The following is a 26367-nucleotide window of genomic DNA, read 5'->3' on the forward strand; positions in this document are numbered from 1 at the left end:
GATCGCAAGCGCATCAACCGCGTCAATGCGAGCAGACGGCCCGTCCGGGCGTCCCGGTCGAGTGCGCGTCATTCACCTGCGTGCCGTCGAGCGAGATCTTGCAGGCGATGGTGCCCTGCCCCTGGGCGCTGAGCAGGAAGACCTCGCCACCGAAGGCCTGAAACTCGGTTGACCACGGCAGGGGCACGTTCGTCGCGTTCAGCTGGCCCTGGGGCGTCTGGTACGAGATGTACTCGGCAACGCCAGTGCCGCTCACCTCGTAGCGGACTTGTGGAAACGCGCCTGGCAGGGGGACAGCGTTTGCCACGCCACTAGTGGCCGCGAAGGCGGTGCCAATGGCAAACAGGATCGTTGATGCGCGACGACTTGTCATGGTTGTTCATGTTGTCATCACCTAGGGGTGATTACGAGACCCTTTTGGCATGGAACTTCGTCGCGATCACAAGCGCGGCGGAGCCGGGCGCAGTGGGTCGCGACCGTCGGACCTCGTCGCGATCACAAGCGCGGCGGAGCCGGGCGCAGTGGGTCGCGACCGTCAGACCTCGTCGCGATCACAAGCGCGGCGGAGCCGGGCGCAGTGGGTCGCGACCGTCGGACCTCGTCGCGATCACAAGTGCGGCGGAGCCGGGCGCAGTGGGTCGCGACCATCCGACCTAGGGTGAGAGCTAGGGGCCGAGCAGGAGGTGTAGATGACGCAGAGTGGCGTTTCCAAGAGGGTGGTCGTGTGGGGCACCGGCTTCGTGGGCCGGATGGTGATTCCCGAGATCGTCAAGCATCCCCTCTTTGAGTTGGTGGGTGTGGGCGTCAGCAACCCGGACAAAGTTGGCCGCGACGTGGGTGAAATCTGCCGTTTGGACGAGACGGTCGGCATCACCGCCACCGACGACGTCGACGCGTTGATCGCACTCAAGCCCGACGCGTTGGTGCACTACGGCCCGACGGCGTTGCACGCCAAAGACAACATCCTGTTGATCACTAAGTTTTTGCGGGCCGGCGTCGATGTGTGTTCGACGTCGATGACGCCATGGATCTGGCCGACGATGCCGCAGAATCCGCCCAACTGGATCACGCCGATCACCGAGGCCTGCGAGTTGGGGGAGGCGTCGTGCTTCACCACCGGCATCGACCCGGGTTTCGCCAACGACCTGTTCCCGCTGACGCTGATGGGCCTGTGCTCCGAGGTCAAGAAGGTCCGGGCCTCGGAACTGCTGGACTACACCAACTACGAGGGCGACTACGAGTTCGAGATGGGCATCGGGCGCGAACCCGAGTTCAGCCCGATGCTGGAAAACAAGGATGTGCTGATCTTCGCGTGGGGCGCGACGGTGCCGATGATCGCGCACGCCGCCGGCATCATGCTCGACGAGATGACCACCACCTGGGACAAGTGGGTAACCCCGACCGACCGTAAGTCGGCCAAGGGCGTCATAAAGGCCGGCAACGTCGCTGCCGTCCGGTTCACCATCAACGGGCTTTACCAGGGCGAAACCCGCATTCAGTTGGAGCACGTCAACCGCATCGGCCTCGACGCCGCGCCCGACTGGCCGACGGGTCACGACAATGACGTGTACCGGGTCGACATCGAGGGAACGCCGAGCATCTTCCAGGAAACCGCCTTCCGGTTCACCGACGGCTCGGGCCGTGATGCGGCGGCAGCGGGTTGTCTGGCCACCGGACTGAGGGCCCTCAATGCCGTCCCCGCAGTCAACGATTTGTCGCCGGGCTGGGTGACCGCACTCGATCTACCGCTCATTCCCGGCGCGGGAACTATTCGCTAACCAGCGACGATGGCTCATGATGGAGTCGTCGTACAGCTCACGCACAGCCGACCCATAGATTGGCTATAGGTATTGCCGAAAAAATTGGAACAAATGGGGTGAGGTGGGTGCAGCGCATGCCACCGGATACAGGGATGGGAGCACATGGCAGACGAAGTTAGGCCCGCGCTGGGTCTATCGATCGGTGCCACCAATATGGCGGCCGTGACGGCGGACCACGCCATCACGCGCAAACCCGTGTTGACCCTGTATCGGCAGCGCGCGCCCGAGGTCGGGGTGCCGGCGGAGAACCCGAGACTGGATGAACCCGGGCTGGTGATCAACGACTTCGTGGACCGGGTCGGGGACCGGGTCGGCATCGTCGCCGCCGATGGCTCGATGCACCGCAGTGAAGCCCTGGTCGCCGACGGGTTGAGGGCGTTGGCCTATGCCGCCACCGGCGGTCGCGCGCTACCGGAGAGCGCCGCGGTGACCTATCCGACGCACTGGTCGCCGACCGCGATCGACGCGTTGGGTGGGGCGCTGAGTCGGGTGACCGAATGGTCGTTGCGGGCCAAGCCGTTGACGCTGATACCGGACGCCGCGGCAGCCCTGTTCGCGGTGCGCGCCAACCCGGGCATACCTGCTCGCGGGGTCGTCGCGGTGTGCGATTTCGGCGGCAGCGGGACGAGCCTGACGCTGGTCGATGCCGCCGCCGACTATCAGCCGATCGGTCCCACCGTCCGGCATCACGACTTCTCCGGCGACATGATCGACCAGTTGCTGTTGACCTACATCATGTCCGAGATGCCCGGCACCGGTTCCTTCGATCCGTCCGGCACGTCAGCGATCGGGTCACTCACCCGGCTACGGTCCGCCTGCCGCAATGCCAAGGAACGCCTCTCGGCCACGACGGTGACCACCCTCGCCGAAGAGGTGCCGGGGATGCCCGGAGATGTTCGACTCACTCGCAACGAGCTCGAGGAGACAATTCGCCCGGCGCTCGACGGAGTCGTCCGTATCATCCAGGAATCACTGGGGCGCAACGGAATTGGTGGTTTGGTAGCCATCGCCACGGTGGGTGGTGGCGCCAATATCCCGGCGGTGACGACGTCGCTGTCCGGGCACTTCGGGGTGCCGGTCATCACCACGCCCCGCCCGCAACTGACTGCGGCGATCGGCGCCGCGTTGCGCGCGGCTCGCGGGCCGGGTGACACCAGTGCCACTGCGCTGACGCCCGCTGCGCCTCCTGCGCACGCTGTACCTCCTGCGCCCGCTGCCGCTGCGCCGGCAATCGCTCCGCTCGCGCAGGGGCCGGACGAGAGTGGCTATCAGGACCTCAATATCGACGCTCCGGTGTCGGCGATGAAGCCGGCTTTGGCCTGGTCGGAGGCAGCCGAGCAGTCTCGTGTCATGCCGGCCGTCGATGCGGGTGAGGGCGGTGGTTCGGGATTCACTGCCGCACGCCCGCAGATGAAATTCGAGCAAGAACCCAAGCCGAAATCCGAGGGCAAATCCTCGCCTTTGCCGTGGTACCGCCTGCCGGCAGTGATCATCACCAGCACCGCTGTGGCGGTGGTGCTCGTGGGGACTGCGGTGGCGATCGCGCTGAGTTCAGGGAGCGAGCAAGGGACGAAGCCGCCGGTGGTGAGCACTGCTCCCGTCACGCCGACAACCTCAGCGCCGCCGCCGGCTCCCGAGAGTGCCAGTCCTGCACCGCCCCCCGCGCAGACCCCCGAGGCAGCTCCCCAGCAAGAGGCTCCGCCGGCATCGCAGGCGCCGCCGCCTGCCACGACTGAGGCGCCGCCGCCGCCGGCCACGACTGAGCCGCCGCCGCCTGCCACGACTGAGTCGCCGCCTCCGGTGAGCACGCCGCCTTCACCGCCGGTGACCACAGCTCCCTCGCCGCCGGTGACTACCCCGCCTCCGGCGCCGCCGGTGACTACGCCGCCGCTACCGCCGGCCCCGCCGCAAATTCCACAGATTCCCCAGATCCCGCAGATACCCGGCATTCAGAACATCCCAGGCATGCCACGAGTCCCCGGGGTCGGTCAGGCTTCCGTCCCGGGGACTCGTGGCGGGTAGGGTCCGCAGGGCCTAGGTGCTTGCTTTTTCTTTGTCTTGGGCTTCCTTGAGGACTGCGGCGTTGAATTCCTTGTCCTTCTCGAAGTTTTCCTTGACTCGCTCTTCGGCTTCTTTGTTCAACTGTTCGGTCGACTTGTCGCCGTCATCGGCGTTCTCGTCCGCTCGCGCACCACGGTCGCTGGTCTCGGTGAGGTTGCCCCTCCCGCCGCCCTTCTTCTCATCCTTGTCTTCAGAGTCACCGGCAGGCTTTGTCGATTCCGGTTCGTCGGACTCATCGGTGGCCGTGTCTTTCTTGGCCTCGTCTGAAGAGCCGTCCTTGTCGGAGTCCTTCTCTGTGCTCTCGTACTTCGGATTGCCGTCATCGTCGAGCCACTCGTTGACCGCGCCGCCGGTGATGGTCTTGCCGGACCCAGGCAGCACCAAGGTGGGCCGGTCCTGGTTGGCAATCTCGATCATTTCTTCGGCTTCTTTTTTCTGCTCATCGCTCACGTCGATGTCGTCGGAGACGCCGATGCCCGGGTCTTTGTCCTCGGGCTCGTCTCCTGACTCGTCTTTGGCCTTGTCCTTGGCCTTGGTTTCTTCGTCAGCCTGATCTTTTGCCTCGTCAACACTCAACGCTCTCGCCCCCTACGGAGTTAAAAATTGTGCCCGACCACTGTGAGGACTACCACTAAAGCGTTGTGTCGAAACTATTACGCGGACGAACCACGCTTGACCAGCACTATTGACGCAAGCGGTATTTTCATCCGTTTGGGAGCCTGGGCCAGTCGTGCGGCGACTGACGCCTCCAGTCGTTGTACGAATTCTGATGCACGTGGGTCACTAACGCCGCCGTCAAGACCTGCCGTCAGCGTCGGGAACAGGGCGGCACGGGCGAACGCAGCCCACTGCGCGCCGAATGTCTCTGCATCGCAATCCTTTTGATACCGGGTCCAGAATCGGTCCTCGGCGTTGAACATGTCGAGATGGTCGATGGTCAAACCTTCGAACCAGCCACTGGGCAAGAAAGGAGCGCGAAAGTCCTTCTCGCTGCGGGCAACCACGGGTATCACCATGCGCTGTACCTCGTCGTCGCGCAGCATGCGCTGTTCGGTCAACTCGTGCAGCGCCGCCATCATTGCCTCGTTCAACGGTCGGTAGCCGAATTCGCCGTCCTCGTCGAGAGCCATGGTCAGCACCACCAACCTTCCGCCGGGGCACAATTCGCGCCCGCGGAATGCCACGAAATTGTTCCAGTCGAGCGCTGACTGACGCGCATATGCTTTTCGCGCCTCGTTGTTGGTGCTGTACGCGACCTGCACATGGTCGGTGACTCCCGGAGCGCCGGCCGGAACCCGGCTCAGCCACTGGACCGCCCACGAAGACCAGCCGAGGTTGACCGTGCCGGTCGGCAAGATCTGTTCGTAGAACGATCGGCCGACAGCGGACGGGAACGTCGCGTTGTCGTGGTGCAGGTAGCTGTCCGGGTCGTCGGACAAGGTTTGAAACAGCGTGGTGAAGTCGTTCTCCGGCACATCGGTATGCGCCATCAGGATTGCGTGGTCGTGACGGGTGCGGCTTCGTAGGACCTCGATGGCGGATGACATCGGCTTCAACGAATTGTGGCCGGTGGCCGCGCCGTAGTCGGCGACGACGACCGGCGATGGCGGTTTGGGCAACGGCACCTGTCGGGCGGCCTGCTCGAACAGCGCCACGGCCGGCACCAATCCAGCCGCCTGCAGGCGCGACGACTGCGTGTAGGTCGCCGATTCCATCGGTTCCGGACGCACCACGACGCTCGACTCGGGTATGCGAGCCTTCGGCGGCATTTCAGGCCTGCGTCGGGTAGCTGACACCGGTAAGTCTCTCTGAGATCTCCCAAAGTCGTTCGCTGTCAGCATTATTGGCGGCTTGCGAGGGAACCTTTGCCTCCGTCACGCCGCCGCCGGCGGCTTCGTAGAAACCGCGGGGCCCGTAGAACGCGCCGCCCTCCGCCTGCGGCGTGGCTGCGGCATAGAGGGCCGGCAGGATCCCCTCGTCAATCTCCTGCCACAGGAAGGGGGCGAAACGCCATGACGAGGTGTACAACCGTTGCATCAGGGCGGGCTTCTCGCGACCGTGCGACGGTCCACTGATCTGCAGGTTGGTCTTGGTCAAGCCCGGGTGCGCCGCATTCGACAAAATGCCCCAGCCCGCCTGAACGCTGCGACGTTCCAGTTCGCGGGCGAACATCAGAACCGCCAGCTTCGACTGCCCGTAGGCCGACATCGAGACGTAGGACTTCTCGAACTGCAGGTCGTCGAAATGAATTTTGCCGCGGCGGGCCGCGAGGCTGCTCAGCGAGACCACCCGGGCGTTCTGCGCGGCCCGCAACAAGGGCAATAGATGCCCGGTCAGCGCGAAGTGCCCGAGATGGTTACTGCCGAACTGCAATTCGAAGCCATCCGAGGTGGTGTCGCGTTCGGGCGGGGTCATGACGCCGGCGTTGTTGATCAAGATGTCGATCGGGCGTCCGAGTGCATTGAGGTCCTCACCCAGGGCGGCGACCGAAGCCAACGACGAGAGGTCCAACTCCTTGATGGTCAGTTTGGCGTCGGGCACAGTGCGACGGATCTCCTCGATGGCCGTCTCACCTTTGGCGCGATTGCGGATGGCCATCACGATGTCCGCGCCGGCCACTGACAGTCGCTTAGCCAGACCGAACCCCAGGCCACTGTTGGAACCGGTGACGACGGCCAACTTGCCGGACAGATCGGGCACCGTGGCGATGAGATCGTTGGCCATTCGAAGGCTCCTTTTCCGGTTTACGGGTCTCCGGTCGGAACTAGTGTCCCCTCTGGGACTCGGTTCTCGCGCGTCGACCTGTCCATATCGCCATGTTTGCCGGGCGCGCGGTTAGCTGGGGCTTTATCGGCCCGTCTCGCGCGTGACACACTGCCTGGATGAACAGCAGACGGGCCGCCAAGATATCGCTGACCCTGGCCATCGTGACGATGGTGGTAGCGGTGGCCGGGTTCATCACCACCTTGGTGCTTAATGCCTTCGTCCTGGATGAATACGACGCCTACGGTGAGGTGCCGATCCCGGGCTCCGGCAGCATTCACCTGCCCGCAGGCGAGGTCACGGCCAGCCTGCACGTGATGGTCATCGGCGGCCCGAACGGCGGCGGTTTCCCGGTGCCACCGCTGGGTCTGGGCATCACCCCGCCGGTAGGTGTGCCGAAGCCCGAGGTGACCGAAAGTAGCGGCAGCACAACGTCAATCAATAACGATGTACACGTGCGGGTGTGGAAGATTTACGTTGCGGCAGAGGGCAATTACGACATCACCACCGAGGGACAGGTCAGCGGGTACATCAATCCGCGCCTGGCTTTCGGTCACCAGAGTTCGCACGGCAATCTGGTTTGGGTTTTCGTTGCGCTCTTCGTCGTCGGACTTGTCGATCTGGTGCTGTCAATCTTCTGGCTGAGCCGCACTCGCCGCATCGTGGTGACGTCTGGGTTGAACAAGCCATTTCTCAGCGAGCCCGCCGGCTACGTCTCGCCCCTGGCTACGGGGCCGAAATCTGCTTATGTGCCGCCGCCGGCTCCGTTCGAGTCGACGGGGGAGGGAGTGCGGGTGGAGCGGCTGAAAACCTTGGCGTCGCTGCGGGATTCGGGCGCGCTCACCGAGCAAGAGTTTCAGGCTGAGAAGCGCAGGATTCTCGACGGGTACTGAGTTTCTCGCGCGTTCGCTAGGGCGGATGAGGGCGCGTGTTTGTCCTGGACGCGCCGTCGTGGTTGGCATTGAGCGGTCGCTCGCTGGGGATCGCCGGTGGTCGTGGGCGAGGGTGCAGAGAATTACGGGGACACGCCACGTTTGGCGCGATTCTGTGCACGCTCGCGGCTAAGTCTCGGCATGACTCAGTGCCCGCGCGCGACCCACTCTTCGTAGTTGACGATCTCTTCGCCGATGGTGGTGCTGTCGCCGTGTCCGGTGTGCACAACAGTTTCGCCGGGAAGCTTTCCGAGTCGCTCCGAAATCGACTCGAGAATTGTCGGGAAATCCGAATACGAGCGGCCGGTCGCTCCCGGTCCGCCGGAGAACAGTGTGTCGCCGCTGAACACGATGCCCAGGTCATGGACGTACCAGCACACCGATCCCGGGGAGTGTCCCGGGGTGTGCAGCGCGCGAATTTCCGTTCCCCCGACTTTCAGCGCTTCGCCGTCACGAATTGGGCGAAAGTCACTGTCCGGGTGCGTCATTCGCCACAACACCTCGTCGGCCGGATGCAGCAGCACCGGCGCGTCGAGCGTCTTGCCCAGTTCGGGTGCCACCGTCACATGGTCGTTGTGGCCGTGCGTGCATACCACCGCCACCACATGGCGGCCCGCGACGGCCTCGACGATCGGTGCCGCGTCATGCGCGGCATCGAACACCACGACATTGGAGTTGTCGCCAATGAGCCAGATGTTGTTGTCGACTTCCCAACTGCCGCCGTCGAGTTCGAAGGTGCCGTGGGTGACCACCTTATTGATGTCAACCATCAGAGCACCACTACCGAGCGCAATACCGTGCCGTCATGCATCTTGTGGAAGGCCTCCTCGATGCCGTCTAGCCCGATTCGTTCGGAGACAAACTTCTCCAGCGGTAACCGGCCCTGCAGGTACAGGTCGATCAAGGTGGGGAAGTCGCGCTCGGGCAGGCAGTCGCCGTACCACGACGACTTCAGCGAACCGCCGCGGGAGAAAAAATCCACCAGGGGCATGTCCAGTCGCATGTCGGGCGTCGGTACCCCGACCAGCACCACGGTTCCGGCCAGGTCGCGGGCATAGAACGCCTGCTTCCAGGTTTCGGGTCGGCCGACCGCGTCGACCACGACGTCAACGCCGAAGCCGCCGGTGAGGTCCTGGATGGTCTCGACGACATCGAATTCGCGGGCGTTGACAGTGTGGGTGGCGCCGAACTTGCGCGCCCAATCGAGCTTGGTGTTGTCGGTGTCCACCGCGATGATCTTCTTCGCGCCGACCAGCGCGGCCCCGGCGATCGCGGCATCACCGACTCCGCCGCAGCCAATGACGGCGATGGTGTCATCGCGCGTGAGTGCGCCCGTGTTGATCGCGGCACCCAGGCCGGCCATCACGCCGCAACCCAGTAGTCCGGCCACGGCCGGGTCGGCTTCCGGGTTGACCTTGGTGCACTGCCCGGCCGCCACGAGCGTCTTGTCGGCGAACGCCCCGATTCCGAGGGCGGGGGTGAGTTCGGTGCCGTCGGTCAGCGTCATCTTCTGCGCGGCGTTAAATGTGTCGAAGCAGTAATTAGGCCGGCCCCGCTTGCAGGCTCGGCACTGACCGCACACTGCTCGCCAGTTCAGAATTACGAAGTCGCCGGGCGCGACGCTGGTGACGCCGGGGCCGACTGCTTCGACGGTGCCAGCGGCCTCGTGACCGAGCAGGAACGGATATTCGTCGTTGATACCGCCTTCGCGGTAAGTGAGGTCGGTATGGCAGACGCCGCACGCACTGATGTCGACGACGGCCTCGCCCGGCCCGGGATCTGGGATGACGATGTCGACCAACTCGACGGGCTGGCCCTTGCTCCGTGAAATCACGCCGCGCACTGTCTGACTCATGCGTTTCAACCTACTGTCGGTCGCCATACACCGCTCAGCCGCCCGTCTAGTCGGCGCGAACGAATATGAGTGTCCGTCGGCGTGGTCGTGGCCCTGAGCGCACATGGGATTGTGCGTGTGCCGGAGGGCGTCTGATCGCTTCGCGTGAAAGTGGAATCACTTTCCAAAATGCCAATTGTGGAATCGGGGATGTTTTCGATCCGTCCCGGTGCGGGCGCGTGATCGCGGAAAAAACGCGTTTGCTCACTATTTTTGGACGGAATACGAAATCGGGTGCGGGAAGCTGCAGTTCGCGGTGAAAAAGAGTTCCTAAACCGAATTTTGGAGTCGTGTGCAATAGCCATAAAACGAACAAAGACCTTATTGCGATTTAATTGACGCCGTCGCTACGCTTCACCCCGAATTGCGCGCTTTATGCGACCTAAGCTGCCGCTCGGGTTGTCCTGTCTTATGGGGGTACGGGATGTCGTTTGTTATTGCTGCGCCTGGGGTCTTGGCTTCGGCGGCTGCGAGCCTGTCCGGGCTTGGGCTGAATATCGAATCTGCCAGTGCGGCAGCGGCGGCGCCCACGAGTCTCATCGTGGCAGCGGCTGCCGATGAGGTATCGACGGCGATTGCAACGTTATTCGGGACACTCGGTCAGGAATTTCAAAAGATCAGCATCCAAACGTCAGCGTTTCACGCGCAATTTGTGCAAGCGCTCAGTGCGGGAGGGGGCGCTTACGCCGCCGCCGAGGCTGCCAGCGTTTCACCCTTGCAGACATTGCAGGGATCGGTGCTTTCCGTCGTAAATGCGCCCACCATGCTGCTGGCGGAACGTCCGTTGGTTGGTGACGGCGCCAATGGAGCGCCGGGGCAGGCAGGCGGGCAGGGCGGGATTCTGTCGGGCAACGGCGGTAACGGTGGAGCGGGGAATGCGCCTGGTATGGCCGGTGGACGAGGCGGGGATGCCGGGTTGATCGGCAATGGCGGCAACGGTGGGGCCGGTGGCATCGGGGCCGCCGGCGGGCGCGGCGGCAATGCGGGCCTGCACGGTAACGGGGGAATGGGCGGGGCCGGTGGCGCCGGGTTGGCGGGCGCGGTCGGGAGTGCAGCCATGATGCCGGGCGGGGCAGGCGGCGCAGGCTTCAACGGCGGAAATGGCGGGGCCGGTGGGGCAGGCGGCAACGGTGGAACCTTGACCGGCGTCGGGGGCGCCGGCGGTGTCGGCGGGGCCGGCGGGTCTGGCGGCGCGGGCGCGGCGGGCGCGAGCGGGGTCGGCTACGGCCTGGCCGGTGGCGCCGGCGGCAATGGCGGGACCGGCGGTATGGCCGGCGCCGGGGGACTTGGCGGCAACCACGGTCTGTTGTCGGGCCAGGGGGCCGACGGCGCAGCGGGTATCAGCGGGGTTGGTGGCGCCGGCGGTGCCGGTGGTAGCGGAGATGTCGGCAGCAATGGTGTCTCCGGTGGTGGCGCCGGTGGCGTCGGCCACAACGGCGGGGCGGGCGGCCAGGGCGGCGTCGGTGGCGCTGCCGCCGAGGGTGGCGTCAGCGGTAACGGCGGCGGTGGTGGGGCCGGCGGGCTCGGCGGCCAGGGCGGAATCGGTGCGACCGGCGTGGGCTTCAATGTCGGCGGTGGCAATGGCGGCGCCGGCGGCAATGGCGGTGCGGCCGGAAACGGTGGGGTGGCCGGTGCCGGCGGTGGCGGCCAGGCCGGCGCGGCGGGTAGCGGTGGCGGCGGTGGGAATGGCGGTGCTGGCGGGACAGGCGATGTGGGTTCGGCCGGCAACGCCGGTAACGCCGGCGGTTCAGGCGGCAAGGGCGGAAACGGTGGATCCGCGAGTGCTACCGGCATCGGCGGCAACGCGGGCAGCGGCGGTCACGGTGGCGCCGGTGGTGACGCGGGAGCCGACACCGGTGCTGGTGGCCAGGCCGGCGGTGCCGGCGGCAATGGTGGTGACGCCGGCGCGGTCGGCAGTGGCGCCGTCAAGGGCACCGGCGGACATGGCGGTCACGGCGGTGACGGTGGCGACGGTGCCGCCAGCACTGCCGCGAAGGCCGGCGTTGCCGGCAATGCTGGCGGGGCAGGCGGTACGGGTGGCAGCGGCGGTAACGCTTCCGGTGCGGGCAGCGTCGGCGGTGACGCGGGTGACGGTGGCAATGGCGCGGCTGGCGGCGCGGCCGGTGCTGACGCCGGTAGTGGTGGTAAGGCGGGTGGCAGCGGCGGCAACGGCGGGTCCGCCGGCGCCGTGGGCAGCGGCGCGGTCGTGGGCAACGGTGGCGCCGGCGGGACCGGCGGCAATGGTGGCAACGGCAGTGCCAGCACCACGATCGGTGCGTTGGGCAAGGCCGGATACGTGGGCGGCGCTGGCGGTCAGGGCGGCGACGGCGGCAGTGCCATGGGTGCGGGCAGTGTTGGCGGCAAAGCCGGCAATGGCGGCAATGGTGCCGCCGGCGGTGCTGGTGGTGCCGACACCGGTAGCGGGGGTCAGGCCGGTGGTGCTGGCGGCAATGGTGGTGCTGCGGGCGCGGTCGGTACCGGTGCGACGGTGGGTGGCGGTGGCGCCGGTGGGACCGGCGGCAATGGCGGTAGTGGCAGCGCAAGCACTACTGCCGGTGCGGCAGGCAAGGCCGGGTATGCCGGCGGCGCTGGCGGTCAGGGCGGCGACGGCGGCAGTGCCACGGGTGCGGGCAGTGTCGGAGGGAAAGCCGGCAACGGTGGTAACGGAGCCGCTGGTGGCACCGGTGGTGCCGACACCGGAAGCGGGGGTCAGGCTGGCGGTGCCGGCGGCAACGGCGGTGCTGCGGGCGCAGTCGGTACCGGATCGGTTGCATCGGGCGGTGGCGGTGTTGGTGGAACTGGCGGCACCGGGGGCCAGGGCGGTAGCGCCAACACCGCGACGGCAGGAAATGCCGGCAACGCTGGCGGCGTCGGCGGCAAGGGCGGCAACGGTGGTGCCGGTGGCGCTACCGGTACCGGCGGCAACGCGGGCAACGGCGGCCAAGGCGGCAACGGCGGCACTGCCGGTGCTGACACCGGAAGCGGCGGCAAGGTCGGTGGCGCAGGCGGAAACGGTGGTGCTGCCGGTGCGGTCGGCACCGGAGCGACCGTGGGTAACGGCGGCGCTGGGGGTACCGGCGGCGTCGGCGGAAATGGCAGCGCAACCACCTCGACCGCCGCGGCGGGCAAAGCCGGGTACACCGGTGGCGCCGGCGGTCAGGGTGGCAATGGCGGCACTGCCACAGGCGCAGGCAGTGTCGGCGGCAAAGCTGGCAATGGCGGTACTGGTGCTGCCGGTGGAACCGGTGGTGCTGACACGGGAACTGGCGGGCAGGCCGGCGGTGCCGGTGGCAACGGTGGCGCTGCCGGCGCGGTCGGCACTGGAGCGACCGTGGGTAACGGTGGCGTTGGTGGGGCCGGCGGCAATGGCGGCAACGGCAGCGCAAGCACCACCAGCGGTCCTGCCGGCCAGGCTGGTTACACGGGTGGTGCCGGCGGCCAGGGCGGCGACGGCGGCAATGCCACAGGTGCGGGCAGTGCCGGCGGGAAGGCCGGGAATGGCGGTAACGGTGCTGCCGGCGGGACCGGGGGTGTCGACACCGGATCCGGCGGCCAGGCCGGTGGTGCCGGCGGCAATGGCGGTGCCGCGGGCATTGCTGGCACCGGCACGGCTGCGGCAGGGGCCGGCGGCACCGGTGGCACTGGCGGTACGGGTGGTCAAGGTAGTAACGCCAACATCGTGGCGGCCGGAAATGCCGGCAACGCTGGCGGCGTCGGCGGCAAGGGCGGCAGCGGTGGTGCCGGCGGCGCTACCGGGATTGGTGGCAACGCGGGCAACGGTGGCCAAGGCGGCAACGGCGGTACTGCCGGTGCTGACAACGGAAACGGTGGTCAGGTCGGTGGCACCGGCGGCAACGGTGGTGCTGCGGGTGCGGTCGGTACCGGTTCGACCGTAGGTAACGGTGGCGTTGGTGGGACCGGCGGCACGGGTGGCAACGGCAGCGCCAGCACCACGACCGCAGCGGCGGGCAAAGCCGGTTATACCGGCGGCGCTGGTGGCGTTGGTGGCGCCGGCGGCAATGCCACGGGTGCGGGCAGTGTCGGTGGTAAGGCCGGCAGTGGTGGTAATGGTGCTGCGGGTGGGACTGGTGGTGCCGACACCGGAAGCGGCGGTCAAGTCGGTGGCGTAGGCGGTGACGGTGGCGCCGCGGGCGCTGTCGGTACCGGTGCGGCCGCCTCCGGCGGTGGCGGTGTCGGTGGAAATGGCGGCACTGGAGGCCAGGGCGGTAACGCCAACGCGGCGGCGGCCGGCAATGCCGGTAATGCAGGCGGCGTAGGCGGCAAGGGCGGCAGCGGTGGTGCCGGCGGCGCTACCGGGACTGGTGGCAACGCGGGCAACGGTGGCCAGGGCGGCAACGGCGGTACTGCCGGTGCTGACAACGGAAACGGTGGTCAGGTCGGTGGCACCGGCGGCAACGGTGGTGCTGCGGGTGCGGTCGGTACCGGTTCGACCGTAGGTAACGGTGGCGTTGGTGGGACCGGCGGCACGGGTGGCAACGGCAGCGCCAGCACCACGACCGCAGCGGCGGGCAAAGCCGGTTATACCGGCGGCGCTGGTGGCGTTGGTGGCGCCGGCGGCAATGCCACAGGTGCAGGCAGCGTCGGTGGTAAGGCCGGCAGTGGTGGTAATGGTGCTGCGGGTGGGACTGGTGGTGCCGACACCGGAAGCGGCGGTCAAGTCGGTGGCGCAGGCGGTGACGGTGGCGCCGCGGGCGCTGTCGGTACCGGTGCGGCCGCCTCCGGCGGTGGCGGCGTCGGTGGAAATGGCGGCACTGGAGGTCAAGGCGGCAATGCCAACGCGGCGGCGGCCGGCAATGCCGGCAACGCTGGCGGCGTAGGCGGCAAGGGCGGCAGCGGTGGTGCCGGCGGCGCTACCGGGACTGGTGGCAACGCGGGCAACGGTGGCCAGGGCGGCAACGGCGGTACTGCCGGTGCTGACAACGGAAACGGTGGCCAGGTCGGTGGCACCGGCGGCAACGGCGGCGCGGCTGGCGCCGTTGGTAGCGGTGCAACCGTTGGTGGCGGCGGCGCTGGGGGCACCGGCGGCAACGGTGGAAATGGCAGTGCTAGCACCACAATCGGTGCGGCGGGCAAAGCCGGTTACACCGGAGGCGCCGGCGGCCAAGGCGGCGACGGTGGCAACGCCACAGGTGCGGGGAGCGTCGGCGGCAAGGCCGGTAATGGCGGCAACGGCGCTGCCGGTGGAACGGGTGGTGCTGACACGGGAACTGGCGGGCAGGCCGGCGGTGCAGGTGGCAACGGCGGTGCCGCGGGCACCGCTGGCACCGGCACGGCTGCGGCAGGTACTGGCGGCACCGGTGGCACGGGCGGAACCGGTGGTCAAGGTAGCAACGCCAATGCAGGCACGGCCGGCAACGCAGGCAACTCCGGTGGGGGCGGCGGGCAGGGCGGCAACGGTGGCGCTGGCGGCGTGACCGGCACCGGGGGCAACGCTGGCAACGGCGGCCAAGGGGGCAACGGTGGAGCTGCCGGTGCGGATAACGGAAACGGCGGCAAGGCCGGCGGCGCAGGCGGCAACGGTGGCGCCGCGGGTGCCGTCGGCACCGGTGCGACCGCGGGTAGCGGCGGCGCAGGTGGCACTGGTGGAAACGGTGGCAACGGCAGCGCCAGCACCACCACGGGCCCGGCCGGCCAAGCCGGCTTCAACGGTGGCGCTGGCGGCCAGGGCGGTAACGGCGGCAACGCGACAGGTGTCGGCAGTGTCGGCGGCACGGCCGGTAACGGCGGCAACGGTGCGGCCGGCAGTAATGCCGGTGCTGACAACGGCAGCGGCGGCAAGGCCGGCGGCGCAGGCGGCAACGGTGGCGCCGCGGGTGCCGTCGGCACCGGTGCGACCGCGGGTAATGGTGGCGCAGGTGGCACTGGTGGAAACGGTGGTAACGGCAGCGCCAGCACCACCCCGGGCTCGGTCGGCCAAGCCGGCTTCAACGGTGGCGCCGGCGGTCAGGGCGGTAACGGCGGCAACGCGACGGGTGTCGGCAGTGTCGGCGGCAAGGCCGGTAACGGCGGCAACGGTGCGGCCGGCAGTAATGCCGGTGCTGACAACGGAAGCGGCGGCAAGGCCGGTGGTAACGGCGGCAACGGCGGTGCTGCCGGAGCATTCGGCACCGGCGCGACTGCGGGCAACGGCGGCACCGGGGGTGACGGTGGCAACGCGGGTAACGGCAGCGCCAGCACCACCACGGGCGCGGTCGGGCAGGCTGGTTACGACGGTGGCGCCGGCGGCCAGGGCGGCAATGGCGGCAACGCCACAGGTGCCGGCAGCGTCGGCGGCAAGGCTGGCAACGGCGGCAACGGTGCCGCAGGCAGTAATGCGGGTGCCGATACCGGCAGCGGCGGGAAGGCCGGCGGTAATGGCGGCAACGGCGGTAACGCTGGGTCAGTCGGTACCGGGGTTACCGCGTCGGGCAACGGCGGTGTCGGCGGCAAGGGCGGTAACGGCGGCGCCGGCAGCTCTAGCAACACCGGCCTCGCCGGCATCGCCGGCAATGCTGGCGGCGCAGGAGGCAACGGCGGTAACGGCGGCAACGCCGTTGGCAACGCTGGTGTCGGCGGCGCTGCCGGTGCCGGCGGTCAAGGTGGCAATGGTGGCGACGGCGGCGCCGACACGGGTACCGGCGGGACCCGGGCCCCCAACGGCGGCGCCGGCGGTAAGGGCGGCAATGGCGGCAGCGCCGGCATCGGCACCACGACCGGCGATGGCGGCAAGGGAGGCACCGGCGGCAATGGCGGCAATGGCGCGACCGGGGTCACCGCCCCGGGTGGCGGCGACTTTGGTGGTGTCGGCGGCAAGGGCGGCGGCGGCGGTAACGGTGGCAATTCCGGCAACGGCGGTACCAATGGCGGCAGCGGCGGCGGTGGCAACGGTGGCAATGGCGGTAACGCCGGCGACGCCGGCCCCACCTCCGGCATTAATGGTGGAGGCGGTAACGGCGGTGACGGTGGCGCCGCCGGCACAGCCGGGAGCGGCGGTGCAGCGAGCGCGGTCGGTGGTGCGGGCGGCAACGGCGGCAATGGGGGGAATGGTGGCGAGGGCAGCGATTACTTCGGTGGCGGTTCGCCTCCTTCAGGTCCTGCTGGCGGATTCGGCGGTAATGGTGGCGCCGGCGGTGCCGGCGGTGTCGGCGACCTCGTCGAAATCGGCGGCAACGGCGGCAACGGTGGCGTCGGCGGCCGGGGTGGCGACCCCATCAACAACAACGGTGTCGAGCCCATCTTTGGCGGTATCGGCGCCACGGGCGGTGCTGGCGGAGCAGGTGGCGCCAGCACCGGCGGACTGTTCACGAACACGGGTGGTGACGGCGGCAACGGTGGGGTTGGCGGCGGCGGTGGAAACGGATCACCCGGCTACGACACCATTGCGTCCGGAACAGGCGGTCGCGGAGGCACCGGCGGCGGGGGCGGAGCAGGTGGTGCCGCCAGCGGTCCCGGCGCCACTGGCGGAGACGCCGGGGTTGGCGGTGCGGGTGGTACGGGAGGGGATGGCGGTCGGGGGCTGGCAGGCCGCGGCTTCCCCGGTGGTACTGGCGGCATCGGCGGTAAAGGCGGCGGCGGAGGTAACGGCGGGATCGGCACCGTCAACGGCGCCGGAGCTGCGGGCGGTACCGGCGGCAGCGGCGGCAACGGCGGCACCGGCAGTGTTGGTGGTCTTGGCGGAGCCGGCACACCTGGCAAGGGCGGCGGCTCCGCCACGGGGACTGCCGGCGGAGTCGGCGGCGGCGGCGGCTCAGGCGGCGACGGCGGTATTTGATCAGGTGATGTCGTTCGGGTCGTCGGTGTAGCGTCGCCGACGTGACGTCCGCACATACCGCCGTCGGCACTGGCCCGGAAACCACCGAGACGTTCAGCGAACGGATCGTGACGATCCTCGACAACGCCAGCCTCTCGCTGCTGTTGAGCATCGGACATCAAACCGGTCTGTTCGACACGCTGGCCGGCCTGTCGCCGGCCACCAGCGCGCAGATCGCCGATGCTGCCGGACTCAACGAACGCTACGTCCGAGAGTGGTTGGGCGGCATGACAACTGGACACATCGTCGGGTACGACCCGGCCGCCGCCACTTACGAGTTGCCGGCCCATCGGGCGCGAGTGCTCACTCGCGCGGCGGGGCCGGACAATCTCGCCAAGGTCGCGCAATTCCTGCCGTTGCTCAGTGGCGTCGAGCAGAAGATAGTCACCTGCTTCCGCGAGGGCGGGGGCGTTCACTACAGCGACTACCCCCGTTTTCACCGGCTGATGGCCGAGGAGAGCGGGGCGGTCTTCGATGCCTCGCTGGTCGACATCGTGCTGCCGTTGGTCGATGGCCTGCCGGAGCGGCTGAGCTCCGGCGCGGACGTCGCCGACTTCGGCTGTGGCAGCGGACATGCGATAAACGTGATGGCACAAGCCTTTCCGGCGAGTAGATTCACCGGTATCGACTTCTCCGACGAGGGCGTCGCGGCCGCTTCCGACGAAGCTAGCCGGCTGGGTCTGACGAACGCGATCTTCGAAAGCCTCGACCTCGCACAGTTGGACAAGGAATCCAGTTTCGACGTCATCACCGTCTTCGACGCCATCCACGACCAGGCGCATCCGGGCCGCGTACTGGCGAACATCCACCGCGCGCTTCGGCCCGGCGGCGTTCTACTGATGGCAGACATCAAGGCGTCGAGCCGCCTCGAGGAGAACATCGGCCGGCCGATGAGCGTCTACCTCTATACGACTTCACTCATGCATTGCATGACGGTCTCGCTGGCGCTGGACGGCGACGGACTGGGCACCGCCTGGGGCACGCAGCTGGCCACGGCGATGCTCCACGAGGCAGGGTTCGCCGACCTGCGGGTGGCGGAGATCGACGGCGACCCGCTCAATAACTACTACATAGCTCACAAGTGATGGCAGCCCTAGACGTTCTCGATGACTGGCCCGTCCCGAAGGCCGCCGCAGCGGTCGTTGGACCCGACGGCGTGCGGGCCACACACGGCGATACCTCCCGAGTGTTCGCCCTTGCCTCGGTGACCAAACTGCTGGTGGCGCGCGCGGCACAGATCGCGATCGAGGAAGGGGTGGTGGAACTCGACACCGAGGCCGGTCCGCCCGGGTCCACGATCCGCCACCTGCTCGCGCACACCTCCGGTCTGGATATGCACACCGACAAAGTGCGGGCCGAGCCCGGCACCCGTCGGATGTATTCCAACTACGGTTTCGCCGTGCTCGCGGAGACCATCGAGCGGGAGTCCGAGATCGAATTCGGTACCTACCTGTCCGAGGCGGTGTTCGAGCCGCTCGGCATGTCGTCGACGCGACTGGACGGCGGCGCAGCGGCAGCCGGGTACGGGGGAGCCTCGACGGTGCAGGACCTGGCGGTGTTCGCAGGCGAATTACTGCGTCCGGCGCTGGTGTCGGACCAGATGCACGCCGACGCGACCGCCGTGCAGTTCCCCGGTCTGGACGGGGTGCTGCCGGGATATGGATCGCAGCGCCCCAACGATTGGGGGCTGGGCTTCGAGATTCGGGATTCCAAATCTCCGCATTGGACGGGAGCCCACAACTCGGTGCGCACGTACGGCCATTTCGGTCAGGCGGGTGGGTTCATCTGGGTGGATCCGGACGCGGATCTGGCGCTGGTGGTGCTCACGGACCGTGATTTCGGGGAGTGGGCGCTGACGCCGTGGCCCGAAATTTCGGACCGAATCCTGTCCGTGTGATTTTTAGGAAACGCACAGTAGCGCAACACCGGCATCACGAGGCACAATAGACACGCAAGACACAAAATTTGATGCGAGCATGCTGCTCGTCGGGTTCACCAGGTCGTTGGGGAAGACGTCCCTCGTGGAACCGAAGGAGCAACAAAATGCGTGCGTCTAATCAGTTCGCCGACGTGACGGCTGGTGTGGTGTACGTCCATGCCTCGCCAGCGGCGGTTTGCCCGCATGTCGAGTGGGCGTTGTCGTCGACCTTGCAAGCCAAGGCGAATTTGGTGTGGACGCCGCAACCGGCCATGCGTGGTCAGTTGCGTGCGGTCACCAACTGGGTCGGTCCCGTCGGGACAGGTGCCCGGTTGGCGAACGCGTTGCGTTCGTGGTCGGTGCTGCGGTTCGAGGTCACTGAGGACCCCAGCCCCGGCGTCGACGGGCACCGGTTCAGTCACACGCCACAGCTCGGCCTGTGGACCGGGGCGATGAGCGCCAACGGCGACATCATGGTCGGCGAGATGCGACTGCGGCAGTTGATGGCTCAAGGCGCGGACACCCTTGCCGCCGAAATGGATTCGGTGCTGGGAACCGCATGGGATGACGCGCTGGAGGTTTACCGCGACGGCGGTGACGCCGGCGAGGTGACCTGGCTCAGCCGGGGTGTTGGCTAGCGGCCGTGCCGCGTCCGCGGCGATACCGGGCGTGACCGTCGCGAAGGGACCGGTTGCACGCGTCGCCGTAGGTCGGCGTCCGGTGCAGCGGGCCGCGGTCGTCGAGCCGGATGCGGACGTGACGGGGCGCCACCACATGGCCTCAGCGATCGCTAGCGCGGCGGAGCCGGGCGCGGCGGATCGCCACGATTTGGCCTCAGACGCGCCGGGTCGCCACCACATCGCGGACCCGAACGGTATACCTGGTCGCCACCGCAAGGCAGAACCGAGTCCAACGGGTCGCCACCACAGAGCGGAGACAGGTTCAGCGGGTCTCGACCGTCAAGGCTGAATCGGCTTGGCCGACACCGGTATATCGACGTTGCCCTGGCACGCGCCGCTTGCGATGTCGGTGTGGAAGACGCCGGTGAGGATTCCGTACTGGCCCGGCGTGTAAACGGTTATCGACTTGGCCGGCGCGTATTCCATGGTGCCGTCGGGCAGCAGGCAGTCCCACTTCCACGTCATCTCGCGCACCCATTGGGCGCCGTTCCAGGTGAATTCGATTGCGGACGGCATGGATTGGTTCTTGGGCGGCGCGGGGTTGTTGACAGTCGCCACGCAGACGCCGGCGTTGCAGCTCGAGCTGAGCGAAACGTTGGTCCGGTGGGCAGGTTCGTTCTGACCCGCGGCGATGCTGGTGCCGGACTTGGCGTTGGTCGAGAGCACCATCAGGTACGGCCCGTTCCACGAGGCCACCTCGCTGGCCTGGGCGATCGGAGTCAGGCACAGCGATGCGCCTATGGATGCAGCTGCCGAAGCAACCGACACGGTCCTAGCAAGACGCGACACCATCCCAATGCCTCCCGATTTCGAGTGGGTCTGGCATGAATGTCGCGATCGGTCACCGGGTCGTTACAAACTGGGGCGCAGCACCTGCAGGGCGGCGGGCACCGCGGAGATCTCGGCCGGCAACGGGCAGGCGTAGTCGCCGTCGGCGTACACGTTGATCCCGGGGCACTCGACTTCGATGGTCCTGGCGCGTGCGGTGGTGACTTCGTCGAGTCCGACGTGCGTGCCGTCGATGACTTTGGGGAAGAAGCGGATCAGCTTCGTCCGGGATTCCGACTTGACCATGGTGAGGTCGAGCAGGCCATCGGTGCGGTCGGCGTTCGGACAGACCAGCATCCCGCCGCCGTAGCTGCGGGTGTTGCCAAAGGCCGTCATCGTGAGATCGGTTTCGATCTCCTGCTTTCCGTCGAGCATCAGGCGGAACGGCAGCAACCGCAGCTGCGACAGCTCGGCGAGCATCGCTACGTAATACCGGGCCTTTCCGTGTGGCCAGCTCATCCGATTGGCCCGATCGGTCACCAGTGAATCGAATCCTGTTGCCGCCACCGTGCCGAACCACTTCGTGTACCCCGTGCGGTCCTTGATGCGGCCCAAGTCAATGGTTTCTGACCAGCCGTCCACCACGATGTCCGCGGCTGCCTCGGGATCCTTTGTGGGAATGCCGAACTCGCGAGCGTGATCGTTGCCGGTGCCTGCCGGGATGATCCCCAGCGGGACATCGCTGCCCGCCAACACCTGCAGCGCGTTGGTGATGACGCCGTCGCCGCCGGTGACGACGACCGCGTCGGTACCCTTTTCCACTGCGGCCGCCAGCAGATAGCGGGCGTCTTCGGCGTTTTCACCCACGATCTCGATGACTTCCACACCGCGGTGGTGCAACCGCGCGATCGCACGTTGCGCTGCCTCGACCGCGGCACCGTGTCCCGACAGGGGATTGGTCAAGGCGGTGACCTTCGTGATCTCGCGCTGGCCCGTCCGTCCGGTAGCCGGATTTTCTCTGGTCACGGAATCAGCTTGCCGGGGTTGAGAATTCCGGCAGGATCCAGTGTCGCCTTGACCGCACGCAGCACCTGCACGCCCAGGTCGCCGATCTCGTCGCGCATCCAGGCGCGGTGGTCGGCGCCGACCGCGTGATGGTGGGTGATGGTTCCGCCGGTGGCCATGATCGCGTCACAGGCGGCCTTCTTGGCTGCCCACCACTGCTCGAGTGCGTTGCCGCGCTGGCCGGCGACCACGGTGAAGTACAGGGACGCACCGGTCGGGTAGACGTGCGAGACATGGCACATCACCAACGCAGGAGTTCCGGATTCGGCCAACGAGGTGGTCAGCGCCTCGGTGACGGCGGCCTTGAGCGCGCCGATGTTGGACCAATGGGTCGCGGTCTCCAGCGTCTCGCACAATGCGCCGGCGGCCAGCAACGAGTCGCGGAGATAGGGCGCGCTGAATCTGCCGTGCTCCCAGGTCTTTGCGGGCCCTTCGCCCAGGGACCTACCGCCGTGCGCCTCGAGTAGCGCGCGGGTCTCGGCGTGCCTGCTCTCGGTGTGTTCCTTGGTGCCCTCGAATACCGTCAGGCCCAAACATCCACCGGCGCTTTGCTCTTCGCCGATCGTCTCGTGGGTTGCCAGATTGACACCGCTCTCGACCTCGTCGGAAAGCCGCACGACGGTGGGGCCGGTACCGGCCTGGGTCACCGCACGCAGGGCCGCGGCCCCGGTCGCGAAGTCGGGGAAAGACCACGCCTCATAGCTCGTCGTCTCCGGAACCGGGTGCACGCGAAGCCGCACCTTGGTGATGACGCCCAAGGTTCCTTCCGAGCCGATCGCCACCTGGCGCAGGTCTGGACCGGCCGCAGACGCCGCGACCCGGCCTAGGTCCCACACGCCGACCGGCGTGACCATGGTGAGCCCGATGATCATCTCGTTGAACCGGCCGTAGCCGGCGGAGTCTTGGCCCGACGAGCGGGTGGCCGCGAAGCCGCCGATGGTGGCGTACTCGAAGCTCTGCGGGAAGTGGCCAAGCGAGAAGCCCTGTTCACCGAGTAGGCGTTCGGCTTCCGGTCCGGTGACGCCGCCGCCGAGTTCGGCGATGCCCGAATCCTTGTCCAGGGAATGTAATTGGTCGAAACGACGCAGATCGAGCGAGATCACCGCGTTGAACTGGCCACGAGTGGGATCCAGCCCGCCGGTGACGTTGGTGCCGCCGCCGAAGGGGACCACCGCGATGCCGTGATCGGAGCAGTAGCGCAGAATCTCGGCGACCGTCTCGTCGTCACCGGGCAACAGCACGGCGTCGGGCGCATCCTGGACGCCTCGGTCCTTGCGGCGCAGCATGTCGGGAGTGGACTTGCCGCCGGCCCGCAGCACCCTGTCGCGGTCCGCGGTGCGGAAGAACTCGGTGCCGACGATCTTGGTCAGACCCTCCTGATCGGCTTCTGACAATGTCGACGGACGCAGTTGCACCTGGTCGATCTGAAGCTCGTCTTCATCCGAATCTTCAAGTCCGACAACCTGCTTGAGCAGAGTACGGATTCCGTCGGACAACGGCTTGGCGGCGGCCGGGTCGCCCCACGCGTTCCATTTCATTGGCGGAAGGTATTCATCAGGATGCGTCATGCGTTACAGTATTACATATGCTGTCAATGAGTAATGAACCATCTTCGGATACCGGGGATCGCATACTTGCTGCGGCGGCGAGTTGTGTGGTGGATTACGGCGCCGACCGGGTGACGCTGGCTGAGATCGCTCGTCGCGCGGGCGTGAGTCGCCCGACGATCTATCGGAGATGGCCGGACACGCAATCGATCATGTCGACCCTGTTGACCAACCACGTCACCGACGCGATGCGCGACGCGCCCTTCGACGGAAACGATCGAGAGGCGCTGGTGCGACAGATAGTTGCGGTGGCCAATCGGTTGCGCGACGACGATCTGATCAGGTCGGTGATGCATTCGGAATTGGCCCGCGTCTACATCACCGAGCGCCTCGGGGCGAGCCAACTGATCCTGATCGAAGGGCTGGTAGCCCGGCTGGAGGAGGCGCAAAAGTCGGGCAGCGTACGGGCCGGTGACCCCCGTCAACTCGCCACCATGGTTCTGCTGATTGCGCAGTCGACAATTCAGTCCGCCGACATCGTCAAACCGATCCTCGACGACGAGGCGCTCGCCACCCAACTCTCCTACTCGCTGAACGGATACCTGTCCTGATGGACCACTCCACGACTCTCAACGCCGCGCGACGCACCGCCGACCTGCAGGCGCTGGCCGACGGTGAACCGCTGGACGTCATCGTGATCGGCGGCGGCATCACCGGCGCCGGCATCGCGCTGGACGCCGCGTCTCGAGGCTTGCGTACGGCTCTGGTGGAGAAACACGACCTGGCCTTCGGTACCAGTCGGTGGAGTTCCAAACTGGTGCACGGCGGGCTGCGCTACCTGGCCAGCGGCAATGTCGGTATCGCCCGGCGCAGTGCCATCGAACGCGGAATCCTGATGCAGCGCAACGCACCTCACCTCGTCTCTGCAATGCCGCAATTGGTTCCGTTGTTGCCGTCGATGAACCACGTCAAGCGTGGGTTGGTGCGCGTCGGATTTCTGGCCGGCGACGCGTTGCGGGTGATGGCGGGCACGTCGTCTTCGACGTTGCCGCGGTCCCGTTGGATTTCGGCGCGTCGGGTGGTGGAGATGGCGCCGACCGTTCAGCGCGAAGGTCTGGCAGGTGGCTTTTTGAATTACGACGGGCAGCTGATCGACGACGCGCGGTTGGTGACGGCAGTTGCGCGTACCGCTGCTCAACACGGCGCGCGGATCCTCACCTACGTCGCCGCATCGGAGGCGACCGCCAATTCGGTGCGATTGACCGACCAGCGCAGCGGCGAGTCATTCGACGTGAAGGCCGGCGCGGTCATCAGCGCCGCGGGAGTGTGGGGCGGGGACATCGACCCGGCGCTGAAGTTGCGGCCAAGCCGCGGAACGCATTTGGTTTTCGATGCCAGCGCATTCGGCAATCCGACTGCGGCGCTGACCATTCCGATTCCGGGTGAGCTCAACAGGTTTGTCTTCGCCATGCCTGAACAACTCGGCCGGATCTACCTCGGACTGACCGACGAGGACGCGCCCGGCCCGATTCCCGATGTGCCGGAACCATCTTCGGAAGAGATCTCGTTCCTGCTCGACACGGTGAATACCGCGCTGGGAACCACCGTGGCGGCCTCAGACGTGATCGGCTCCTATGCCGGGTTGCGGCCGCTGATCGACACGGGTGAGGGCCGTACCGCTGATGTGTCACGCGACCACGCGATCTTCGAGTCACCGACGGGCGTGATCAGCGTGGTGGGTGGCAAGCTCACCGAATACCGTTACATGGCAGAGGATGTACTGAACCGAGCCATCGAGGTACGAAGTCTGCACGCCGCGGACTGCCGTACCCGCAATCTGCCGCTGATCGGGGCGGCGGCGAATCCAGGACCCGCCGCCGGACCGGGTGCCGGCTTGCCGGATTCCCTGGTGGCGCGCTACGGCGCCGAGGCGTCGACGGTCGTTGCCTCCGCCACGTGTGAGCGGCCGACCGACCAGGTCGCCGATGGCATCGACGTGACCCGGGCCGAGTTCGAGTACGCCGTCACCCATGAGGGCGCACTGGATGTCGGCGACATACTCGATCGCCGCACCCGCATCGGCCTGGTGGCGCGGGACCGCGAGCGGGTGGTCAGCGTGGCCGAGGAGTTCCTCGCGGGGGTCTAGTCGGGTTGGGTGAGCAGACGCAAACTCGCACAATTTCGAGCGAAATCGTGCGAGTTTGCGTCTGCTCGCGGGGGCGTGGTTATCGGGTGCGGTTCATGTGATGGGCGATCCGTTGAGCCAGGCGTGCGGGTTCACGCCGGACGTCGTAAACCACGATCGGGATAACTATCCATCCGAGTTCTTGGATGGCCGCCAACCGTGCTTTGTCGCGAAGCATCTCGTCGCGCCCAGCATGCCATTGGATGCTCTCGTATTCTGCGACCAGACGAAATTCAGGCCACGCGAAGTCGACGCGGTACACGGTGCCGTCCGGGCAGCAGATCGGATACTGGAGTTCGGGAGTCGGAAGCCCGTTATCGATCATGACAAGTCGCGCTTCGCTCTCCATTGCAGATTCCGCAAGCGCATCTGCAAAAGGTAGAAGGTCACGCACTGCGACGATGCCGCGACGGCCACGCTGTTCGGCGACGGCACATTCAATTTCGTTGCGGTTGCACTGCATTGAATGCAGGGCCGCGTCAAGGGTGGCGAGCGCCCGCGGACGGCGCAACTGCCGTGCAACCTCGACCGCTGTCCAAGCGGGTGCTGTGGCGAGCCGTTCCTGGACCACCTGTAGCCGAGCTCCGACACGTTGGTGCACCAACAAGCCGGTTGTGGGGCGCATACGAACGCCGGGGTCAAGTACGTGAATGGCAGAAGTGTTCTCAGTGTCGAACCCATACAGCGCGGCGGCCGTTCCCAGGCACGCAACAGCCTTCTGGCCCATGAAGGAATCGAGAGCAGCCAAGCGGCCCAACAGATCTGGCTGCTCTGCTGCGTACACGCCGTGCCACACGCGGACCAGGGCGCCGGCCTTGACTTGGACGTCGAGCTGCTGGCGAGTCATGACAGTCAGCAGCTGCGCGGTGGTGGCAAATCCGCCGGCTTGCTCTAGCAGCGTGGTGGCATCGGCATGCACTGCGA

At 67.1% G+C, this 26367-nt stretch carries 19 protein-coding genes; 9 read left to right on the forward strand and 10 right to left on the reverse strand.

Going from position 1 to position 26367, the window contains the following annotated elements; translation table 11 throughout:
• Positions 1–22: 22 nt before the first annotated feature.
• Complete coding sequence (locus ACZY1I_RS17190) at positions 23–373, reverse strand: MmpS family transport accessory protein (RefSeq protein ID WP_463755631.1); 351 nt, start codon at positions 371–373, stop codon at positions 23–25.
• 316 nt (positions 374–689) lie between these two features.
• Between ACZY1I_RS17190 and ACZY1I_RS17195 the strand changes: the two genes are divergently transcribed.
• Both ACZY1I_RS17195 and ACZY1I_RS17200 read left to right on the forward strand, forming a co-directional pair.
• On the forward strand, positions 690–1778 hold the full coding sequence (locus ACZY1I_RS17195; RefSeq protein WP_463755632.1) for an NAD(P)H-dependent amine dehydrogenase family protein: 1089 nt from the start codon (positions 690–692) through the stop codon (positions 1776–1778).
• 144 nt (positions 1779–1922) lie between these two features.
• Positions 1923–3842, forward strand: coding sequence for an Hsp70 family protein (locus tag ACZY1I_RS17200; RefSeq protein WP_463755633.1), 1920 nt, complete (start codon positions 1923–1925; stop codon positions 3840–3842).
• Positions 3843–3854: 12 nt separating this feature from the next.
• On the opposite strand, the gene ACZY1I_RS17205 is transcribed toward ACZY1I_RS17200, so the two are convergent.
• From ACZY1I_RS17205 to ACZY1I_RS17215, 3 genes are all read right to left on the reverse strand, one after another.
• Positions 3855–4457 carry a hypothetical protein gene (locus ACZY1I_RS17205; RefSeq protein WP_463755634.1) on the reverse strand — a complete coding sequence of 201 codons (603 nt, stop codon included), beginning with the start codon at positions 4455–4457 and terminating at the stop codon, positions 3855–3857.
• 77 nt (positions 4458–4534) lie between these two features.
• Positions 4535–5650 carry a class I SAM-dependent methyltransferase gene (locus ACZY1I_RS17210; RefSeq protein WP_463755635.1) on the reverse strand — a complete coding sequence of 372 codons (1116 nt, stop codon included), beginning with the start codon at positions 5648–5650 and terminating at the stop codon, positions 4535–4537.
• 1 nt (position 5651) lies between these two features.
• The gene (locus tag ACZY1I_RS17215; RefSeq protein WP_463755636.1) at positions 5652–6605 is read right to left on the reverse strand and encodes an SDR family oxidoreductase; all 954 of its coding nucleotides are present in this window, start codon (positions 6603–6605) and stop codon (positions 5652–5654) included.
• A 158-nt stretch (positions 6606–6763) separates the two neighbouring features.
• Between ACZY1I_RS17215 and ACZY1I_RS17220 the strand changes: the two genes are divergently transcribed.
• Positions 6764–7537 (forward strand): SHOCT domain-containing protein, encoded by a 774-nt coding sequence (locus ACZY1I_RS17220; RefSeq protein ID WP_463755637.1) that lies wholly within the window; start codon positions 6764–6766, stop codon positions 7535–7537.
• 185 nt (positions 7538–7722) lie between these two features.
• Here the strand turns inward: ACZY1I_RS17220 and ACZY1I_RS17225 are convergent, their stop codons facing one another.
• Positions 7723–8346: an MBL fold metallo-hydrolase gene (locus tag ACZY1I_RS17225; protein ID WP_463755638.1), complete on the reverse strand. Its 624-nt coding sequence runs from the start codon at positions 8344–8346 to the stop codon at positions 7723–7725.
• The gene (locus tag ACZY1I_RS17230) at positions 8346–9431 is read right to left on the reverse strand and encodes an S-(hydroxymethyl)mycothiol dehydrogenase (RefSeq protein WP_463755639.1); all 1086 of its coding nucleotides are present in this window, start codon (positions 9429–9431) and stop codon (positions 8346–8348) included. Before ACZY1I_RS17230 ends, ACZY1I_RS17225 begins: the two co-directional genes overlap by 1 nt.
• A gap of 463 nt (positions 9432–9894) precedes the next feature.
• Between ACZY1I_RS17230 and ACZY1I_RS17235 the strand changes: the two genes are divergently transcribed.
• The 4 genes from ACZY1I_RS17235 to ACZY1I_RS17250 all read left to right on the forward strand — a co-directional run bounded on the left by ACZY1I_RS17235 (position 9895) and on the right by ACZY1I_RS17250 (position 19836).
• Positions 9895–17241: a PE family protein gene (locus ACZY1I_RS17235; protein WP_463755640.1), complete on the forward strand. Its 7347-nt coding sequence runs from the start codon at positions 9895–9897 to the stop codon at positions 17239–17241.
• Between the two features lie 41 nt (positions 17242–17282).
• The gene (locus ACZY1I_RS17240) at positions 17283–18365 is read left to right on the forward strand and encodes a class I SAM-dependent methyltransferase (protein WP_463755641.1); all 1083 of its coding nucleotides are present in this window, start codon (positions 17283–17285) and stop codon (positions 18363–18365) included.
• Positions 18365–19177 carry a serine hydrolase domain-containing protein gene (locus ACZY1I_RS17245; protein WP_463755642.1) on the forward strand — a complete coding sequence of 271 codons (813 nt, stop codon included), beginning with the start codon at positions 18365–18367 and terminating at the stop codon, positions 19175–19177. The genes ACZY1I_RS17240 and ACZY1I_RS17245 overlap by 1 nt, the downstream gene beginning before the upstream one ends.
• 146 nt (positions 19178–19323) lie before the next feature.
• The gene (locus tag ACZY1I_RS17250) at positions 19324–19836 is read left to right on the forward strand and encodes a DUF3145 domain-containing protein (protein ID WP_463755643.1); all 513 of its coding nucleotides are present in this window, start codon (positions 19324–19326) and stop codon (positions 19834–19836) included.
• A 321-nt stretch (positions 19837–20157) separates the two neighbouring features.
• Here ACZY1I_RS17250 and ACZY1I_RS17255 read toward each other — a convergent pair whose 3' ends face one another.
• The 3 genes from ACZY1I_RS17255 to ACZY1I_RS17265 all read right to left on the reverse strand — a co-directional run bounded on the left by ACZY1I_RS17255 (position 20158) and on the right by ACZY1I_RS17265 (position 23249).
• Positions 20158–20646, reverse strand: a complete 489-nt coding sequence (locus ACZY1I_RS17255; RefSeq protein WP_463755644.1) for an Rv2253 family sensor-like surface protein — start codon at positions 20644–20646, stop codon at positions 20158–20160.
• A gap of 84 nt (positions 20647–20730) precedes the next feature.
• Positions 20731–21672, reverse strand: coding sequence for a diacylglycerol kinase (locus ACZY1I_RS17260; RefSeq protein ID WP_463755645.1), 942 nt, complete (start codon positions 21670–21672; stop codon positions 20731–20733).
• Positions 21669–23249, reverse strand: a complete 1581-nt coding sequence (locus ACZY1I_RS17265) for an FAD-binding oxidoreductase (protein WP_463755646.1) — start codon at positions 23247–23249, stop codon at positions 21669–21671. Before ACZY1I_RS17265 ends, ACZY1I_RS17260 begins: the two co-directional genes overlap by 4 nt.
• Before the next feature lie 47 nt (positions 23250–23296).
• Between ACZY1I_RS17265 and ACZY1I_RS17270 the strand changes: the two genes are divergently transcribed.
• Positions 23297–23869: a TetR/AcrR family transcriptional regulator gene (locus ACZY1I_RS17270; protein ID WP_463755647.1), complete on the forward strand. Its 573-nt coding sequence runs from the start codon at positions 23297–23299 to the stop codon at positions 23867–23869.
• Entirely contained in the window at positions 23869–25404 is a 1536-nt protein-coding gene (locus ACZY1I_RS17275) for a glycerol-3-phosphate dehydrogenase/oxidase (RefSeq protein ID WP_463755648.1), read from the forward strand. Before ACZY1I_RS17270 ends, ACZY1I_RS17275 begins: the two co-directional genes overlap by 1 nt.
• 79 nt (positions 25405–25483) lie before the next feature.
• Here ACZY1I_RS17275 and ACZY1I_RS17280 read toward each other — a convergent pair whose 3' ends face one another.
• Complete coding sequence (locus ACZY1I_RS17280; protein ID WP_463755649.1) at positions 25484–26362, reverse strand: hypothetical protein; 879 nt, start codon at positions 26360–26362, stop codon at positions 25484–25486.
• Positions 26363–26367 lie beyond the last annotated feature (5 nt).

The sequence above is a fragment of the Mycobacterium sp. IDUB_37 genome (assembly GCF_055419245.1).

What these genes read in the sequence shown, in the direction of transcription:
- ACZY1I_RS17190 (WP_463755631.1), bottom strand. Translation starts at nt 373, where the DNA reads ATGACAAGTCGTCGCGCATCAACGATCCTGTTTGCCATTGGCACCGCC.
- ACZY1I_RS17195 (WP_463755632.1), top strand. Translation starts at nt 690, where the DNA reads ATGACGCAGAGTGGCGTTTCCAAGAGGGTGGTCGTGTGGGGCACCGGC.
- ACZY1I_RS17200 (WP_463755633.1), top strand. Translation starts at nt 1,923, where the DNA reads ATGGCAGACGAAGTTAGGCCCGCGCTGGGTCTATCGATCGGTGCCACC.
- ACZY1I_RS17210 (WP_463755635.1), bottom strand. Translation starts at nt 5,650, where the DNA reads ATGCCGCCGAAGGCTCGCATACCCGAGTCGAGCGTCGTGGTGCGTCCG.
- ACZY1I_RS17215 (WP_463755636.1), bottom strand. Translation starts at nt 6,605, where the DNA reads ATGGCCAACGATCTCATCGCCACGGTGCCCGATCTGTCCGGCAAGTTG.
- ACZY1I_RS17220 (WP_463755637.1), top strand. Translation starts at nt 6,764, where the DNA reads ATGAACAGCAGACGGGCCGCCAAGATATCGCTGACCCTGGCCATCGTG.
- ACZY1I_RS17225 (WP_463755638.1), bottom strand. Translation starts at nt 8,346, where the DNA reads ATGGTTGACATCAATAAGGTGGTCACCCACGGCACCTTCGAACTCGAC.
- ACZY1I_RS17230 (WP_463755639.1), bottom strand. Translation starts at nt 9,431, where the DNA reads ATGAGTCAGACAGTGCGCGGCGTGATTTCACGGAGCAAGGGCCAGCCC.
- ACZY1I_RS17235 (WP_463755640.1), top strand. Translation starts at nt 9,895, where the DNA reads ATGTCGTTTGTTATTGCTGCGCCTGGGGTCTTGGCTTCGGCGGCTGCG.
- ACZY1I_RS17245 (WP_463755642.1), top strand. Translation starts at nt 18,365, where the DNA reads ATGGCAGCCCTAGACGTTCTCGATGACTGGCCCGTCCCGAAGGCCGCC.
- ACZY1I_RS17250 (WP_463755643.1), top strand. Translation starts at nt 19,324, where the DNA reads ATGCGTGCGTCTAATCAGTTCGCCGACGTGACGGCTGGTGTGGTGTAC.
- ACZY1I_RS17265 (WP_463755646.1), bottom strand. Translation starts at nt 23,249, where the DNA reads ATGAAATGGAACGCGTGGGGCGACCCGGCCGCCGCCAAGCCGTTGTCC.
- ACZY1I_RS17270 (WP_463755647.1), top strand. Translation starts at nt 23,297, where the DNA reads ATGCTGTCAATGAGTAATGAACCATCTTCGGATACCGGGGATCGCATA.
- ACZY1I_RS17275 (WP_463755648.1), top strand. Translation starts at nt 23,869, where the DNA reads ATGGACCACTCCACGACTCTCAACGCCGCGCGACGCACCGCCGACCTG.